Genomic DNA, 17,234 nt, shown 5'->3' on the forward strand with positions numbered 1-17,234 from the left:
CCGGCGCCCGTCCGCATCGATCGGGCGGGGCGATCCGGCCGGTGAAGTAGGCTGATCTCCATGTTCGAACGCCAGAATCGCCGTCGTCGCACAGCTCTGTTCGGGAGCCTCGCGGCGGCGGTTCTGCTGTCCGGGTGCATGGCCAACCCGGGGGACGCGCCGACGGTGGGGGAAGAGGAGCCGCGGCGCGAGGATCCGGTGCGGTCGGAGGAATCGGCGAAGCAGATCCGGGTGGGCGTCGACGCGTTCGGCGAGGGTTTCAACCCGCATCTGATCGCGGATGCCTCGCCGGTGACGGATCTGGTGGCGTCGCTGACGCTGCCCAGCGCCTTCGAGCCGGATCCGCGGGATCCGGAGCGGTGGCGGATGAGCCCGGATCTGCTGGAGAGCGCCGAGATCGTGCCCGTCGATGAACCGGTGCCCGACGAGGACGCGGGGGCGGCCGGCCGCGGCGACGGCTCGGGCGACGGTGCCGCGGCGGAGGGGTCGGCGCCGTCGATCGCCGCCGAGGCCGCGGAGGCCGACGCCACCGACGCGCGCCCGGGCGACACCCGCATCCGCTACCGCATCCGGCCGGGCGCGCAGTGGTCGGACGGCACGCCGATTTCGGGTTCCGACTTCCGGTACCTGCATGCGTCGCTGCTGGCCAACGCCGGCGTGGTGGATGCCTCGGCCTATGAGCGCATCAAGGCCATCACGGTGTCTTCGGGCGGCCGGCAGGTCGACGTGCTGGTGTCCGGGCCGATGCCGGAGTGGCGCACGTTGTTCCGGCATCTGCTGCCGAGCCACCTGCTGCGCCCGTCGGCGACGCCGTTCGTCGACATCCTGGACGGCGGGCTGCCGGCGTCGGGCGGGCGCTACACGGCGCAGTCCATCGACGTCGGCCGCGGCGAGGTGCGCCTGGTTCGCAACGACCGTTTCTGGGGCGACGTGCCGGCGAAGACGGACACGGTCATCGTCCGTTCGGTCGATGGCGCGGTCACGGGCGCGGAGCAGTTGCGCGCCGCCCAGCTGCAGGCCCTGCGCCTGCGCCCGCAGCAGACGACGGCGTTGACGTATGGGCTGGTGCCGGGTGCCGTGGAGCTTCCCGCGACGCTTCCGCGCCAGTTGACGTTGCACGCCAACGTGGCGTCGCCGTTGCTTGACGACGTCTCGGTTCGCCGCGCAGTGTTTTCCGCCGTGGACGTCCGTGCGGTGGCCGCGATCGCGACGGGGCGAACGGATGACCTGGAGATCCCGGCGCCGCCCAAGCTCGGTTCGTCGCGGGAGTCCGCCGATGGCGGGGAGCGGCGGTCGCTCGCCGGGATCGTCGACGGCGTGACCGAGAATGATCCGCTGCTCATCGGCGTCATGGGGGAGGACCAGCAGGCCGTCGCCGCCGCGCGGGCCATCGCCGACCAGCTGACCGCCGCCGGGCTGCCGGCGAAGGTGACCGGGGCGGGAGATCAGGAACTCGCGGGATCACTGCTGCCGCATGGGCGGGTGGACATGGTCGTGGCGTGGAACGACGTCGCCGATTCGCCGCAGCGCGCGGCGAGTCGGTGGTCGTGCCCCTACGAGAAGCGCGCGTCGGTGAAGCCGTCCGAGGAGGCGGCCTCCCCGTCGACCGAAACGTCCGCCCGCTCCGGGCGACCCACCTCCGAATCGTCGGCGCCCGGCTCATCGGCTCCGCGCGAGTCCGGCGGGGATCGGGATGCGGGGCAGGGCGCACGCGGCGATCGGAAGCCGACGCCGGCCGCGTCGCCCGACGTCGCCCGCGGTTCCAACCTCTCCGGCCTGTGCGACCCGCGCATCGACGCGATGCTGGACGAGGCCGTCACCCGGGGCGGCACCGGCGCCGCCACCGGTGCCCGGGGGCTCGGCGCGACGGTCGCGGCCCCCGAAGGTTCGGTTCCCGCCGAAATCCGCGATGCCATCGACGCCGAGGCCATCGAGTTGGGCATCGTCGTCGACCGCATTCTCACGGTCATGGGCCCCGGCGTCGAGCTGCCCATGGCGGGAGGCGCGGCCGGCAATCCCGCCGAGTGGCCGGCCGGGCCCCGCATCGGACCGCTGATGACTCTGCCGGATTGGCGGCGGGTACCCTCGGCCACGGCATCGGACGGAGCCGATCCCGGCGACGAACGAGGCGCGGGCCCCGGCGCGGATGAAGCCGGAGACGGTGCCGGAGACGGCGCGGGCGAAGGCGGCGCCGGTGACGGCGGGGCCGAACCCCGTGGCGGGGGCGGTGCGGGCGGCGGCGGGACGTCGTAAAGCGAAACCCGCCACCGACGCCGAGCCCCGAATTCGACGCCGACCCCGAACCCGGCCCGGCCCCTGAACCGGACCCCGACCCCGACAGCGACAACCACCGACCCCACGGAGGAGCCGACATGGCCCAGCCCGCCGACCAGGCACGCGATCTGACCGGGATGCGCGTCGCACTGGTTCACGCGCACCCCGACGACGAGGCGATCACCACCGGCGGCACCATCGCGCAGCTCGTGCGACGCGGTGCCGAAGTGACGGTGGTGACGTGCACGCTCGGCGAACTCGGCGAGGTCATCGGCGAGCCGTACCAGGGGCTCGTCGGCGGCGAAGCCGATCAGCTGGGCGGCTTCCGCGTCCACGAACTCCACGCGGCCCTGACCGCGCTGGGCTGCAACGGGCCCGGGCATGCGCCCGTGCACCTCGGCGGCGCCGGGCGGTGGCGCGACTCCGGCATGGTCGGCGACCCCGGCAACGACGCCGAGCGGGCGTTCATCCGCTCCGGCGACGAGGCCCTGGACCAGCTCACCGACGTGCTGCGCGATCTGCGCCCGCACGCCGTGATCACCTACGACGCCGACGGCGGCTACGGCCACCCCGACCACATCCGCGCCCACGAGCTCACCGTCGCTGCGTGCGATCGGCTGCGCGCGGAGGTTCGCGCCGGTTCCGACGCCCGTTCCGACGCGGGATCCGACGCGGACCTGTGGGCCACCCTCTGGACCGTCACCGACGACGACGCCCTGCGCGCCGGCCTCGACGCCGTCACCGTCGTGCCCGAGGGATGGACGCGGGCCGGCTTCGACGAGCTGCCGTCGGTGGCGTCGGACTTCGCCATCGAACTGTCCGACTCCGACGTCGCCGCCAAGGCCGCCGCCCTGCGCGCCCACGCCACCCAGGTGTGGGTCGGCGACGGCGCGGTGAACATGGTCAATCCGCACGCGGCCCTCGGCGCGGTCGACGCATCCGGCGCCGCCCGCGGGGTGTGGGCCCTGTCCAACCTCATCTGCCAGCCGATCATGCCCGCCGAGCACTACCGCCTGGGCACCGCCACCGCCGACCTCGCCGCCGTGCTCGCGGGGGAGAAGGACCGGGCCGGCGGGAAGGACCGGGCCGGCGCGGAGGACGAAACCACGGGAGCGGCGCGATGAACGGGCCGGGCGAAGGCGGCGAGGTGACCGTCGAAAAGCACTGGGGCGACCCCGACCGCAGCCAGGTCCGCGAGGACATCGGCCGCGGGGAAATGATCACCGGCATCGCGTGGCTGTCCGTCGCGTCGCTGGTGTCGCTGGTGCTCGAGGTCGTGTACCTGGGCATGCGCGTCGACGTCGCGGGCGCGTCCATCCCCGTGCCGTGGACGATCGCGGCGGCGTACCTGTTCAACCTGATCATCACGCGCACCGCGATGCTGTGGACGAAAAACCGCGCCATCGCCCTGGTGCCCATGTGGGCCTGGATCGCCGGGTTCGTGGCGCTGTTCATCTGGACCGGCCTGCCCTTCGGCGGCGACAAGGTGCTCGGCGAGAGCATCCGGACCATACTGCTGCTCATCGCCGGTATCGTCGGGGGCGGTTGGCCGCTCCGGCACCTCAAGTGACACAATGGGCTGGTTACAACCAGCCCGCATTCGTGAAAGGCCGTTTCCCAAGCCATGACATACGTGATCGCCCAGCCCTGCGTGGACGTGATGGACCGCGCCTGCGTGGAGGAATGCCCCGTCGACTGCATCTACGAGGGCAAGCGGATGCTGTACATCCACCCCGACGAATGCGTCGACTGCGGCGCCTGCGAACCCGTGTGCCCCGTCGAGGCGATCTTCTACGAGGATGACGTGCCCGACGAGTGGGTCGACTACACCGACGCCAACGTCGACTGGTTCGACGAGCTCGGCTCCCCGGGCGGCGCCGCGAAGCTCGGCCCGCAGGACTTCGACGTCAAGTTCATCGCCGAGCTGCCGCCGCAGGCCGAGGACTAGCCGCGCATGACCGGTTTGCCCCCGCAGTACCGTCCGCGCACGACGCCGGCCGGGCGGTTGCCCGCGTTCCCGTGGGATTCGCTGGCCGACGCGAAGGCGAAGGCCGCGGCGCATGAGGACGGGCTGATCGACCTGTCCATCGGCACGCCCGTCGACGACGTCTTCGAGTCCGCGCGCGCCGGTCTGGCGGCCGGCTCGGCGGCGCCGGGGTACCCGCAGACGGCGGGCACGCCGGAGCTGCGCGCGGCGATCGCGGGGGCGATGGAGCGCCGCCATGGGGTGGCGGGCCTGTCGGCCGACCGCGGCGTGCTGCCGGTGGTGGGCACGAAGGAGGCCATCGCGTGGCTGCCGTTCCTGCTCGGCGCGGGGGAGGGCCACACCGTGGTCATCCCCGAGCTGGCGTACCCGACGTACGAGGTCGGCGCGCGGCTGGCGGGGGCGGGCGTGGTGCGCGCGGATTCGCTGACGCAGTTGGGGCCGTCGCGCCCGACGCTGATGTACGTGAATTCGCCGGGGAATCCGTCGGGCCGCGTGCTGGGCGTCGATCACCTGCGGAAGGTGGTCGAGTGGGCGCGGGAGCGCGGCGTGATCGTCGTGTCCGACGAGTGCTACCTGGGGCTCGATTGGGAGCTGGAGGCGCCGTCGATCCTCGATCCGCGCGTGTGCGGCGGTGATTTCACGGGGCTGTTGGCCGTGCATTCGCTGTCGAAGATCGCGAACATGGCGTCGTACCGCGCGGGGTGGCTGTGCGGCGATGAGTCGCTGGTCCAGGAGTTGCTGGCGTTGCGGCGGCAGGCGGGGCTGATGGTGCCGGGGCCGGTGCAGGCGGCGATGGTGGCCTCGCTTGACGACGACCGGTCCGCCGAGGTTCAGCGTGCCCGTTACGGGCGGCGCCGCGCGGTTCTGCGTGGGGCGCTGGAGGGGGCGGGGTTCCGCGTCGATGATTCGGACGGTGGCCTGTACCTGTGGACGACCCGCGATGGCGTGGGCGGCGGCGAAACGTGCCGTGAACTGGTGGATTGGTTCGCCGAGCGCGGCATTCTGGTCGCTCCCGGCGAGTTTTACGGGCCGAAGGGCGTGCGGCATGTGCGCATCGGGTTGACGGCGTCGGATGAGGCGATCGACGTCGCCGCCGGCCGTCTCCGCGCGTAGCTCTGACCTGCGACGATCCGGTCGGTTTGGCCGATCTCGGGTCCGCCGGCCATCGTAAAGCCCCGGTTCGTGCGGAGAGCGCGGATCAGCCCGTCCCTTCATGCCCGACGACTTGGAAAGGCGTCCCCGCTACCGGTCCACTGTTCCCCACTGACCACAAGCGCCCCACTGGTGCACTTGGCGCATTCATACACACTTTTCGTTGCTTGAAAGTGGTCGAAAACCCCGAAATCGGCCTTGTGGAGCAACGAAAGGAGTGTAAGAAATTCTCAGGTTGTACGGCGGGTGTGCGCCGGCGCCAAACTGGTCCGTGGGGAAGGGGTTTCGGTGGCGAGGACATGACCCCCGGATATCGGTGGCGGGGTTATCGGCGGTGGGTGATCGACCCGGGGTTATGCGGAGGGCATGGTTGACGAGGGCGGCGTTATCGCCGGCGGGAACGGAAGTTCGCCCGCACACGGTCCGGCAGCTTCTCGTGGTCCCGAAAGTGCTCGCCACCGAACTGGGACCCTGCAGCCGCGAGGAGCGCGCGGCGCTTCTCCGCCCGCTCGAGGACCATCCGCCTCGCCTCATCGCTTACCACCATCGGCCACGTGAGCTGCACGACGTCGACGCCGGCGTTGATCAACTGTCTGACCTGCATGTTCTCGTAGGTGGAAATCGCATCGCCATCGCCGTACCGCCCGTCGTACTTCATCGCGCCGTGGAACTGGACGACCATCTCCAGCCCAGGATGGAAGAAGTCCACCCGGCCGATCGGCATGCTCCCCGGACCGACGATCCACACCTGCTGCAACCAACCGTCGATGCCGGTGCCGTGGAGGATCCATTTGGTCAGCGACTCCGCCGCACTTTCCGACTGATCCGACGCCAACATGACCACCTCGGCGGTCCGTGCGGCGCCCGGTGCCCTCGACTCGATGAGTCGGGCCGCGCCCCGGGCCAGGCTCCCGCGGCCGCCCCGCTCGCGAACGACGTGGTCGGCGGCGGCCAACGCCTGACCAGGCCCCACTTGGCGGCACAACTGGTGGATGACCGAGATGTCCGTGCACACCTTGATGCCGCCGAGCGACGTCCATTCCGCGTGGCGGGGAAGCGGCCGAATGATGCGGCGACCGTCCTGATTGATGGCGCGGCTGCGTCCGGGGCGTCCGAGTTCGACGAGCTCCCCGGTGTCGGCGTCCGGATCGTCGAGCACCGGCATGCCCAGGACCCGGGCCGCGCTGATGCCGGTCAGAACGAGATCCGAGTTGGCCAGCGCGTGCGCCGCGCATCGGGCCCGTCTGCGGTCGCGCCACGCGGTCGATTCCCAGGTGTCCGTGGCCACGGCGACCGACGGGGCGAGGCGGACCAGGCGCCCGGCGTGGCATTCGCGGCTCAGGTGGGCCCGCCCGGATGAGTCGATCGCGTGGAGCAGGCCGCCGTGGACCGAGCGGATTCCCCGGATCGTGGCCGTCGTCGCCGTCGCCGTCGCCGAAGTTGCCGTCGTCGAATCCGCTGAGAGATTGGCGGTGGAAGTATTAGTTGTGAGCGTAGTCGTAGTTACCGTTGTCGCGGCCTCGGTCATGGTCGTGTGCTGCGGAGCGGCGCGCCCGTTCCCCTGTGCGTCGTTGTCCCCCATGTCCTTATCGACGCGGGCCGCCGCCGATCGGTTCCGTCGATTCTCGGCCGGGTGTCCCCGTCGTTGTATCCGCGGGGCGTTCGGAGGGGCCGGCGAATTGGCGGCGCGGGCAGTGAGCGGCAGCCGAGCATGGTCGCGCAGCCGAGTAGCGAACGAAACCGGCTCCCCGGTGGCCGTCGCAAAGCGAAGGCGTGAACCTAGTCGTCGGCGAACTCCGCGTCGAGGCGCTCGACGTCCTTGCGGCGCCCCCGCCTCTGCATCCACATCGCGATCGCGCCGCCGCCGACGCCGCCGACGATGCCACCGACGACCATGCCCAACGCCGTCGCCAGGTCATGCTCGGGGTTGTTGAACTGGAACCCGGCGAGCCACACGGCGGCGAGGAAGATCATCAGCGCCAGCTCGGCGGGCTTCGGCGCCAGCACCCGGGGGCGGGGGATGCGCCGCCGCAGCCACTTCGTGCCGATGATCGCGGACACCAGCATGGGCACGATCACGATCATGGACGCCCACCTGCGCTCGTACGGCAGCAGCCACCCGAGCGCCGCGCCGAGCGCGATGTACCCGTAGTACGCGATGTGGAAGCCGATGGTGTTCGACTGGTGCAGGACCAGCGTCTGATATTCGTCGTCGACGGTCGTTTCGTAGCCGGCGACGATCTTGTCTCCGAGGCTCATCGTGATCATCCTTCCTGTTCGTCGCCGAAGACCTGCTCGACGGTTTTCCCCAGTTCCCGGCAGATGGCCAGCGCCAGGTGCACGGAGGGGGAGTAGTTGCCGCGTTCGATGTTTGCGATGGTCTGCCGCGACACGGACACGCGCTCTGCGAGTTCGGCCTGCGACAGCTCGTTCCAGCGGCGGTATTTGCGGACCATGTTGGCCAGTTCCCCGTCCATCACGGCTCACCTCCGCTTCTTTCGTCGGTCGGGCGCGGCGCTTCGAAAGTTCCCACCGTGCCCATCTTGCATGACCCAGTGTAAAGAATACTTGTCACACTGGCAAGGGTGGTTGCACGAAAAAACCCGGGCACGGTGGCCCGGGCGTGAAATCCCGCTTTGCGGTTGGCTTTACGACGGCCCCGCCGTCACCTGGTCCATCGTCACCGTTGGGCGGCGGCGCCTGCGCGGTTGCGGGCGCGGCGCTCGCGCATCATCGAATTGACGGCCAGCCCGATGAGCACGGCCCCCGCGACGACGCCGGCGAGCCCGACGATCGCGGCCCACAGCGGCCGCCCATCGACCACCGTCGGCAGTCCGCCGAACACCACGATGAGCAGAAGCCCCGCGACGATGCGCACGCTGTACGCCGTCGACGAGGCCGTGGCGGGGTTCGCCTCGGACTGCGGGGTCTGGGGCGCGTGGACGTCGGCGGTGGCGCGCGCGTCGGGGCGGCCCGCGGCGGCGTGATCGGGGCGATCTGCGTGGTTGGAGGGGGTGGCGTCGGTCATGCGGCCAGGATACGGCAGTATTGCGGGCGCATGATCGGCAATCGCCGAACCGTGGCGCGGACGTGGAAAGGGAGCGTGGCTCGATGGGCAGGGCGGCGGGCAACCGCGACGAATGGTGGGGCGCCGAGAAGGGCGCGGGGCGGCGGCCGGGCAAGGAATCGGAGACGTTCTCGGGGAACGGCCCGGAGACGTTCTCGGGGCAGAGTTCGGCGCAGCGCGGCGCCACGGGCGCGCCGGCGCCCATGAGCCCGGGCGGTGCCGACGGCGTCGGCGACTCCGCCTCCGTCCCCGCGTGCACCTCCGCCTCTGTCCCCGCCCCAACGCACGCCCACCCCGAACCCGACATCCCGTTTGATCCGGTGGTGGTGGCGGAGGAGGCGGGCATCGTCGTCGTCGACAAGCCGCCGTTCCTGGCCTCGACCCCCAACGGCCGTCTGGTGCGGGCGACGGTGCTGCAAAGGTTGCGCGATCGTTTCGGCGAGCCGGATCTGACGTGCGTCCATCGCCTCGACCGGCTGACCTCGGGTCTGCTGCTGGTGTCGCGCGATCCCGCGACCCGCGGCGCCTACCAGCGGCTTTTCCAGGACGGGCGGGTGCGCAAGACCTATGAGGCCCTCACCGTCGTCCCGGATGATTGGGCGCCGGGCGAGTCCCGCGACGTCGTCGTCGAGCTCGCGAACGTCGACGGCGAGCGCGGGGTGCGGGTCCGGGATCCTCTGCTCGCCGACGCCTCGTCCGACGGCGTTCCCGACACGGCCGATGCCACCGAGCCCACCACCGCCGACTCCATCCCCGATAACCTCTGGCGCACCGCTGCGACGCGCGTGACCTACGTGGGCACGGTCGCGTCGGACGTCGGCGACGTGCTGCCGGGCATGTTCGGCGGCGCCGCCGGCGCGGGCCATTCGGCGAGCTGCTCCTGCGGTGCGTGCGGCACGCGGATGACGGTGGGGAAGTGGCGCCTCGAGCCGTCGACCGGCCGCACGCATCAGCTCCGCGCGACGATGGCGCACCTCGGTTACCCGATCCTCGGCGACGACACGTACCCCGACGATCTCGGGTTGGATCTCGGCAACGTCACCAGGGTGCTGCGTTTGGTGGCCACCGAATTGCTTTACGACGACCCCCTCGACGGCTCGCCCCGGCACTTCCGCTCGAACCGCGACGTGGCCGATCCGTTGGCCGACCCGTCGTACTGACCGCGCCCCCGCACTGACCGCGCCCCACACTGACCGCGCCCCCAACCCGACGAAGCCCCCAAAAGTGGCGTGACCTGCGCCATGTCGGTGGTCACCCGTTTTTGCGGCGTTCGGGAACTCCGGTGAACCGGGATTAACATCGCCTGTGTCGAGTTGTTGACCGCACAGGGGACGAACATGAAGAACACGCGCGCCGCAGTCACCGGCGTCACCGTCGGCATCACCGCCATCGCCGTCACGGTCGCGGCCGCGATCGGCGCCCCGGCGCCCGCGTCGGCCGCACCCGGAACGGCGGCGGAAGCGCCCGCGGCGGCATTCGCGTCGCCGCCCGACTCGGTCCCTTCTCGGGTCTCCTCCTCGGTCCCTTCCTCGTTCCCCTCTTCGTCCCCCTCCTCGATCGGGGACGACCTGAACCTGGGCCCGCTGCTGACCACCCCGCCGACGATCCCGTACGAGCCGCCGGAGCTCGAGCACGGCGGCGTGCGCAGCCCCAAGCTCCCTGCCGCCGCGTGGGACCGGGCGGAACGCACCATCGGGCGCCTCGCCGGCAAGGACCTCGGCATGGATGCCCTGGATGACCGCGAGTGCACCCCCATCACCGCCATCCACGTCCCCGGCACCGCGGAGACCAACGAACAGCGGGACCCCGACGTCCCCCACGGCCGGGTCGTCTCGGGCCTGGGCCACGATCTCGCGGCGGCCTACGGCGACGAGGTCCGCAACCTCTACCTGCCCTATCCCTCGGATGTCCTCCTGACCACGTCGTACCGGGCGTCGGCCGATCGGGGCGTGGAGATCCTCCGCGACCTGGTCGACCGCGTCGCCGCCGCCTGCCCGGACACCCGTTTCGTGTTCTCCGGGTATTCGCAGGGCGCGGACATCGTCAACAGGTGGGCCGGCGACGCGCTGGCCGGCCGTACGGGACTGTCCGCCGATCAGGTGGCGGACCGCGTCATCGGCATCGCAATGTTCGGCAACCCCCGGCGCGGCCCGGTCGTCGCAGAAGCGCACGGCACCGCTCCCACGGATTCCCTGGGCATCCTCGGCCCGAGCGAGGGCACGTGGGGCCCGCTGTCGGACCGGGTCTTCGATTCCTGCAACGCCGGCGACGTGTGGTGCGACTCCACCCCCGGGATGCGGGCCCTCGCGCCGGCGGTGATGACGGCGTCGCTCAACCCCCGCGACGCCGACGGCACGCTCGCGTCCATCGAGGCGGTGGCCGGCACCGATCTGCTGGCCGACCCCGAGGTGCGGCGGGCCGTCGAAAAGCTGCTGCGGTTCCTGCTCGACGAATCCTCCGACCACCTGCAGTACGAAACCGAGGCGGATGGGGTGCCGTCGGCGCGTACGGCGGCCCGCGAATTCCTCATGGGCAAGATCGGGCCGGCCCAGGGCAACTGAGGGGCGCGCCGGGCGGGATGATCCGGGGCCCGCGCCCGCCGCTCGCGCAGCTCGGGCCGGCCCAGGGCAGCTCACGGCCCCCGCCCCCGGTTGTTGTGGAGCCGGTTCTCGTGCGGCTAGTTCTCGTGCGGCTAGTTCTCGTGCAGCTAGTTCTTGTGCAGCGCCTCGTTGAGCTTGACGCGCTCGGCCGCCCACGGCACGACCTCGACCTCGCCGGTCTGGGAGTTGCGCCGGAACAGCATGTTCGAGCCGCCGGACAGTTCGGCGGCCTTGCGGTGCTTGCGCACGCCGTCGAGAAGCACCGTGCACTTGGTGCCCGCGGTGATGTAGAGGCCGGCCTCGACCACGCAGTCGTCGCCGAGCGAGATGCCCACGCCGGCGTTGGCGCCGAGCAGGCACCGCTCGCCGATGGAGATGGTCTGCTTCCCGCCGCCGGACAGCGTGCCCATGATCGACGCGCCGCCGCCGACGTCCGACCCGTCGCCGACGACGACGCCCGCCGAAATGCGCCCCTCCACCATGGAGCTGCCGAGCGTGCCGGCGTTGAAGTTGACGAAGCCCTCGTGCATGACGGTGGTGCCCTCCGCCAGGTGGGCGCCCAGGCGCACGCGGTCGGCGTCGCCGATGCGCACGCCGGTGGGCAGCACGTAATCGATCATGCGGGGGAACTTGTCCACGGAGTAGACGGTCAGCGGGCCGCGGCCCAGCAGCTTCGCGCGGACGACGTCGAAGTCCGCGGTGGAGCACGGGCCGTAGTTGGTCCACACGACGTTGGCCAGCAGCCCGAAGATGCCGTCCACGTTCGCTCCGTGCGGCTGCACCAGCCGGTGCGACAGCAGGTGCAGGCGCAGGTAGGCGTCGTAGGCGTCCACGGGGGGTTCGGAGAGGTCGGCGATGTCGGTGCGCACGCCGACGCGGTGGACGCCGCGGTCGGGGTCCTCGCCGATCAGGTGCGCGAAGAAGTCGCACGAATCCGGCAGATCATCGGGCGCCATGAGGCCGGTGCCGGTCTTGCCGTTGCCGTCGAGCTCGGGGCAGGGGAACCAGACGTCCAGGACGGTGCCGTCGGAGGCCAGGCTCGCGAGTCCGTAAGAGTGTGCTCCTCGTGTCATGCGCACAACGGTACTCCGCGCTCCGTTGACGGTCGCGGCGTGTTTGTTACGTCCGTGTTACGCGGTCGGCGGGCGTCCGCGACTGCTTTGCGACGCCCGCGGGCACCCCGATTCGGCGTGCCCGCGGGGGAGCGGCGCGGGAGCTAGTGGTGCACGCCGTCGACCGGGGTCTGATCGGCGGCGCCGCGAGCCCGGGCGCGGGTCTTCGAGGTGAGGCCGGCGATGACGCCGAGGAAGAGGCAGACCGCGGCGACGGCGTAGACCTGCTGGCGGGCGGTGTCGTCGAAAAGCATCATGACCGTCAGCCCGAGGATCATGAACACCGACAGCCACGACAGCCACGGGTAGCCGGGCAGGCGCACGGTGAGTTCGTCGTTGGCCTCCATCCGCGGGCGCAGCTTGATCTGCGACAGGGCGATGAGCAGCCAGATGACCAGCAGGCAGCCGCCGACCGCGTTGAGCAGGAACACCAGGACCGACGAGCCGTCGAAGACCACCTGGAAACCGACCGACAGGAACGCGAAGACCATCGACATGATGACCGCCTTGTACGGCACCGACTGCGAGTTCATGGCGGTGAACAGGCGCGGGGCCTCGCCGCGGCGCGACATCGAGTACACCAGCCGTGAGGTGGCGTAGATCTGCGCGTTGAACGCCGACAGCAGGGCCAGGACGATGACGGCCTCCATGAAGCCGACGACGCCCGGGATGCCCGCCTGCTGCAGCACCATCGTGAACGGCGACTCGGCCGCGGTGTCGGCGCCGTCGATCTGCGAGTACGGCAGCAGCATGATGATGATCAGCACGCAGCCCAGGTAGAACACGCCGATGCGCACGATGATCGAGCGGACCGCCGAGGCGATGGAGCGCTTCGGGTCATCCGACTCGGCGGCGGCGATGGTGACGATCTCGATGCCGCCGAACGCGAACGCCACGGCCAGCAGGCCCGCCGCGACGCCGGAAAGGCCGTTGGGCAGGAACCCGGACTCCATGATGTGCTGCGCGCCCACGAACGTCGTGCCCGGCAGCAGCCCGAACACCAGCAGCGTGCCGATGGCCAGGAACCCGATGATCACCGCGACCTTGATGAACGCGAACCAGAATTCGAACTCGCCGAAGCCCCGCACCTGGGCCAGATTGACCACCGCGAAGAACACCACGCACGCCAGGCCCGGGATCCAGCCCGGGATTCCCCACCACGCGCCCATGATCGCGCCGGCGCCCGTGATCTCCGCGCCGAGGACCATGATCAGCATGAACCAGTACAGCCAACCCAGGACGAACCCCGCGCCGCGGCCGAACGCCATCTCCGCGTACGTGGAAAATGCGCCCGAGGCGGGCCGCGCGGCGGCCATCTCGCCGAGCATGGTCATCACCAGGACGACGATGACGCCGGCGGCGAGGTAGGACAGCAGGACGCCGGGGCCGGCGGCGTTGATGCCGACGCCGGTGCCCAGGAAGAGCCCCGCTCCGATGGCGGAGCCGAGGCCCATCATGGTCAGGTGGCGGACTTTGAGTCCCTTGCCGAGCTTCGCGTCGTTCGCGGCGTCCGGCACGGCCTCATCGGTCCGGGACAAGGGGGAATTGGTCATGAAAGGGACATTACTAGCCGTCCCCGCGCCGCCATTTCACGCGTCGGCGGGCCGGAATGCGGGGTGCCGGGCGGACGCCCGGGGCCGGGTCCGTGCCGCCGCGGGCCTCGCCGGGCCGAGCCGCGCGCTACACCTCGGTGGGCTTCATGCACACCGCCGCGTAGTCGGGATGGCGCAGGAAATGCATGCGATCGCGGCCGTTGAGCTCCCACGCCGACACGCGGCGACCTTCCTCGAGGAGCTCGATGGGCGTGTCCTTGTCGATGAGGATGTTCTTGTCGATCACGCAGTCGTCGCCGAGGTCGACGCCGACGGTGCCGGCGGAGACGCCGATGTTGCAGCGGCGCCCGACGGTGAGGGGGATGCGGCGGCCGCGCGAGTCGTGGCGGGCCATGACCGTGCCGGCCAGGCCGACGGTGGTGTGCTCGCCGAGCACCACGCCCGAGGACAGGCGGCCCTCGATCTTGCACGGGCCGAGCGACCCGGAGTTCAGTGACACGAAACCCTCGCGCAGTACGGTGGTGCCCGGCGCGAGGTAGGCGCCCAGGCGCACCCGCTCGGCTTCGGCGATGCGCACGCCGGAGGGCACGACGTAGTCGACCATCCGGGGCATGCGGTCGATGGAGTAGACGTGGATCAGCCCGCGCATGCGCAGGTTGGTGCGCACGGCCTCGAAGTTGTCGGGCAGGCAGGGGCCCTTGTTGGTCCACGCGACGATGTTGAGGGCGTCGAAGACCTCCGCCATCTGGATGGAATGCGGGGTGACGATGCGATGCGACAGCAGGTGCAGCCGCAGGTAGGCGTCGTGGGAATCGACCGGCGGCTTGGACAGGTCCGCGATGGTGGTCCGCACGGCGACCTGCTCCACCCGGCGGTCCTCGTCGAGCAGGACCTGGCGCAGCAGCTGCGGGGTGAGGTGCTGGGCGCCCAGGCGGTGCGTGCCCGATTCGGTGACGGTGTCGTCGAGCCGGGGATCCGGGTACCAGGTGTCCAGGACCGTGCCGTCCATGGCTATGTTCGCGATACCCGTGGCCGAGGCACCAGTCGTCATCATGCTTCCGATACTATCCGCTGCCGACGGCGCCCTCGACCGCACCGCCGCCCGCGCCGCGCGAATTGCCCGAGGTCCGCGGCGTTCATCCATCGACCCCGGAGGTTCCCCGTGCCCGGCCAGCCGACCAGCGATCCGTCCCGCCGATCCCCGGGTTCCGGGCGCCGGCCGCGCCCCGGGAGTCCCTCGAACCGGTCGGGCCCGGCGCGTCGGGAGGGGCGCGCGTCCGTCACCTCCGCGCTGTTGGTCCGTTCGGATCTGCCGAGGGCGGCGAAGGGCGCGATCGCGGCGTCACAGGCGCTCGGCGGTGCGGCGCTGATCGCGCTGGTCCTGGGAGTGGTGGCGGTGGTCGTCGGCTGGCCTTTGCTGGCGTGGACGGCGATGCTCGTGGTGCTGGCGTGGTGCCTGAGCTGGGGCGTTTTCGCCGGCGTGGCCTCCGGGGCATGGGCATTGGCGGCCGCTGCGGCGGTGGGCGTCCCGGCGGTGTGGGCCATCGTCTCGGGTCTGTCGGCACCGGGTCCCGCGGGTTTGCCCGTTCTGGTCGGAGTCCCGCTCGCGGGTCTCGCCGCGGGGCTGGTCGGGGGTGCGGCGGTCCGGGTGTCGTGGGACCGTCGCCAAGCGGAACGGGAGCGGAGGCTGGCCGCATTGCCCGACTGGGCCCGCGACGAACTCGGCGCGGCGGCCGACGACCTCGACCCCGAATTCCGCCGCGACCCCGGGCCGGCCGTCGTCGGGTCGCATTCGGACCCGGCGGTGCGCCTGCTCGCCGCCGTCTGCCGCCCCCTGCCCGGCGCGACGGTCCTGGCGGGGGAGCCGGCCGTCGCGGTCAACGGATCCCGCGTCGCCGTCGTCGCGTGGGGCCCGCGCCTGGACCGCGCCGACCAGGCGCCGCCGCTGCCGCGCCTGCCCGAAGGCGCGACCGCGCGGGTCTTCGTCCTGCGGGAGGGCACGGAGCTTGGCGACGGCACCGAGCTTGGCGGGGCGACTGAGCTTGGCGACGGCCCGGCCCCCGCACCCTCCGCCGCGCCGGGCGAAACCGGCCGAACGGGGGAAGGCGGGACGGCGGGCGCGGTCGAGATCATCGCCACCGAACCCCAGGAACTCGCCGCCCACCTCGGCGCGGGCACCCCGCCGGACGGCGACGCCCGCCACGGCATCGCCGCCGACCTGCATGCCCGCGTGCTCCGCGCCCTGGATGGCTACCCTGGGTCGGGTGAACGCTAAAGACACCTCCGCCGCTTCCACCGGGGCCTTCGGGGCCGCCGGGGCCGCTCGGACGGACGGGACCGTGGACACGGCCCGCGACGTCCTCGACCTGCGCGCGGACCCCGTCGAGCTGACCGCGGCGCTCATCGACATCCCCAGCGTCTCCCGCGACGAAGCCCGCATCGCCGATGCCGTAGAGGCCGCGCTGCGCGACGTGGCGCGGAGCATCCCGGAGGGAATGCCGGAGGTGACCGTCGAGCGCATCGGCGACAACATCGTCGCCCGCACCCACCGGGGCCTGCCGCAGCGCGTCATCCTCGCCGGCCACCTGGACACCGTGCCCATCGCCGACAACGTCCCGTCGACCCGCGGCGTCGACGCAGAGGGCCGCGACACCCTCTTCGGCTGCGGCGCGGTGGACATGAAGAGCGGCGACGCCTGCTACCTCCACGCCTTCGCCACGCTGGCCGGCTCCGGGGATCTGCAGCGGGACCTGACGCTGATCATGTACGCCTGCGAGGAAATCGCCGGCGAATTCAACGGCCTGGGCCACCTCTCCGAAAGCCACCCCGAGCTGCTGGAGGGCGACGTCGCCCTGCTCGGCGAACCCTCCGGCAACGTCATCGAAGCCGGCTGCCAGGGCACCATCCGCGTCAAGATCACCGCCCGCGGCACCCGCGCCCACTCCGCCCGCGCGTGGCTCGGCGACAACGCCGCCCACCGGCTGGTCGGCGTGCTCTCCCGCGTCGCCGCCTATTCCGCCGGAACTGCGGAGATCGACGGCCTGACTTACCGTGAGGGAATGCAGGTCGTCCACATCCACTCCGGCGTGGCCACCAACACCGTGCCCGACGAAGCCTGGGCGTACGTCAACTACCGGTTCGCGCCCGACCGCAGCGCAGACGAGGCCATGGCGCACCTCATGGACGTGCTGGCCATCGACGATCCCCTCGTCGAGGTCGACGTAGAGGACGTCAGCCCCGCCGCGCTGCCCGGGCTCGACCGCCCGGCCGCCGCGGAACTCGTCGACGTGGCCGGGGGAGTGGCCAAGCCGAAGTACGGGTGGACCGACGTCTCGCGATTCGCGGGACTGGGCCTGCCGGCCGTCAACTTCGGCCCCGGCGACCCCGCCTACTGCCACAAGCGCGACGAACAGATCCCCGTCGACATGATCACGGCGCTGTCCGACGACCTGCTGCGCTATCTGACCACCGCGCCGGCGTCGTCGTAAA

Annotated in this window: 16 protein-coding genes; 9 read left to right on the forward strand and 7 right to left on the reverse strand. The window is 71.4% G+C overall.

From position 1 onward, the window contains the following. The first annotated feature begins 60 nt into the window (after positions 1-60). The 5 genes from CHAN_RS04265 (at position 61) to dapC (ending at position 5,374) form a co-directional block, all read left to right on the forward strand. Positions 61-2,253, forward strand: a complete 2,193-nt coding sequence (locus CHAN_RS04265; protein ID WP_290292149.1) for an ABC transporter substrate-binding protein — start codon at positions 61-63, stop codon at positions 2,251-2,253. A 119-nt stretch (positions 2,254-2,372) separates the two neighbouring features. After that, complete coding sequence (gene mshB, locus CHAN_RS04270; protein WP_290292151.1) at positions 2,373-3,398, forward strand: N-acetyl-1-D-myo-inositol-2-amino-2-deoxy-alpha-D-glucopyranoside deacetylase; 1,026 nt, start codon at positions 2,373-2,375, stop codon at positions 3,396-3,398. Continuing rightward, complete coding sequence (locus CHAN_RS04275; protein ID WP_048742756.1) at positions 3,395-3,844, forward strand: hypothetical protein; 450 nt, start codon at positions 3,395-3,397, stop codon at positions 3,842-3,844. The genes mshB and CHAN_RS04275 overlap by 4 nt, the downstream gene beginning before the upstream one ends. Before the next feature lie 54 nt (positions 3,845-3,898). Beyond that, complete coding sequence (gene fdxA, locus CHAN_RS04280) at positions 3,899-4,222, forward strand: ferredoxin (RefSeq protein ID WP_048742754.1); 324 nt, start codon at positions 3,899-3,901, stop codon at positions 4,220-4,222. Between the two features lie 6 nt (positions 4,223-4,228). Next, positions 4,229-5,374, forward strand: a complete 1,146-nt coding sequence (dapC, locus tag CHAN_RS04285) for a succinyldiaminopimelate transaminase (RefSeq protein WP_290292157.1) — start codon at positions 4,229-4,231, stop codon at positions 5,372-5,374. Positions 5,375-5,798: 424 nt separating this feature from the next. Here the strand turns inward: dapC and CHAN_RS04290 are convergent, their stop codons facing one another. From CHAN_RS04290 to CHAN_RS04305, 4 genes are all read right to left on the reverse strand, one after another. Continuing rightward, positions 5,799-6,995, reverse strand: coding sequence for a hypothetical protein (locus tag CHAN_RS04290; RefSeq protein ID WP_290292160.1), 1,197 nt, complete (start codon positions 6,993-6,995; stop codon positions 5,799-5,801). 197 nt (positions 6,996-7,192) lie between these two features. Further along, positions 7,193-7,672: a hypothetical protein gene (locus CHAN_RS04295; RefSeq protein ID WP_290292164.1), complete on the reverse strand. Its 480-nt coding sequence runs from the start codon at positions 7,670-7,672 to the stop codon at positions 7,193-7,195. Positions 7,673-7,677: 5 nt separating this feature from the next. Continuing rightward, positions 7,678-7,890: a helix-turn-helix transcriptional regulator gene (locus tag CHAN_RS04300; protein WP_290292167.1), complete on the reverse strand. Its 213-nt coding sequence runs from the start codon at positions 7,888-7,890 to the stop codon at positions 7,678-7,680. 203 nt (positions 7,891-8,093) lie between these two features. Continuing rightward, entirely contained in the window at positions 8,094-8,441 is a 348-nt protein-coding gene (locus CHAN_RS04305) for a hypothetical protein (protein ID WP_290292170.1), read from the reverse strand. Between the two features lie 62 nt (positions 8,442-8,503). Between CHAN_RS04305 and CHAN_RS04310 the strand changes: the two genes are divergently transcribed. Next, entirely contained in the window at positions 8,504-9,640 is a 1,137-nt protein-coding gene (locus CHAN_RS04310; RefSeq protein WP_290292171.1) for a pseudouridine synthase, read from the forward strand. Between the two features lie 177 nt (positions 9,641-9,817). Beyond that, positions 9,818-11,041: a cutinase family protein gene (locus CHAN_RS04315; protein ID WP_290292174.1), complete on the forward strand. Its 1,224-nt coding sequence runs from the start codon at positions 9,818-9,820 to the stop codon at positions 11,039-11,041. A 146-nt stretch (positions 11,042-11,187) separates the two neighbouring features. Here the strand turns inward: CHAN_RS04315 and dapD are convergent, their stop codons facing one another. From dapD to CHAN_RS04330, 3 genes are all read right to left on the reverse strand, one after another. Next, on the reverse strand, positions 11,188-12,153 hold the full coding sequence (dapD, locus tag CHAN_RS04320; protein WP_048742736.1) for a 2,3,4,5-tetrahydropyridine-2,6-dicarboxylate N-succinyltransferase: 966 nt from the start codon (positions 12,151-12,153) through the stop codon (positions 11,188-11,190). A gap of 143 nt (positions 12,154-12,296) precedes the next feature. After that, positions 12,297-13,709, reverse strand: coding sequence for an amino acid permease (locus tag CHAN_RS04325; protein WP_377748409.1), 1,413 nt, complete (start codon positions 13,707-13,709; stop codon positions 12,297-12,299). A 163-nt stretch (positions 13,710-13,872) separates the two neighbouring features. Next, on the reverse strand, positions 13,873-14,799 hold the full coding sequence (locus CHAN_RS04330; RefSeq protein WP_048742732.1) for a DapH/DapD/GlmU-related protein: 927 nt from the start codon (positions 14,797-14,799) through the stop codon (positions 13,873-13,875). 240 nt (positions 14,800-15,039) lie between these two features. On the opposite strand from CHAN_RS04330, the gene CHAN_RS04335 reads away from it, so the two are divergent. After that, the gene (locus tag CHAN_RS04335) at positions 15,040-16,020 is read left to right on the forward strand and encodes a hypothetical protein (RefSeq protein ID WP_290292181.1); all 981 of its coding nucleotides are present in this window, start codon (positions 15,040-15,042) and stop codon (positions 16,018-16,020) included. 64 nt (positions 16,021-16,084) lie between these two features. Next, complete coding sequence (gene dapE, locus CHAN_RS04340; protein WP_290293309.1) at positions 16,085-17,233, forward strand: succinyl-diaminopimelate desuccinylase; 1,149 nt, start codon at positions 16,085-16,087, stop codon at positions 17,231-17,233. Position 17,234 lies beyond the last annotated feature (1 nt).

Origin of the sequence: Corynebacterium hansenii, from assembly GCF_030408795.1 — a bacterium.
In the GTDB taxonomy this organism is placed as follows: Bacteria; Actinomycetota; Actinomycetes; order Mycobacteriales; family Mycobacteriaceae; genus Corynebacterium; species Corynebacterium hansenii.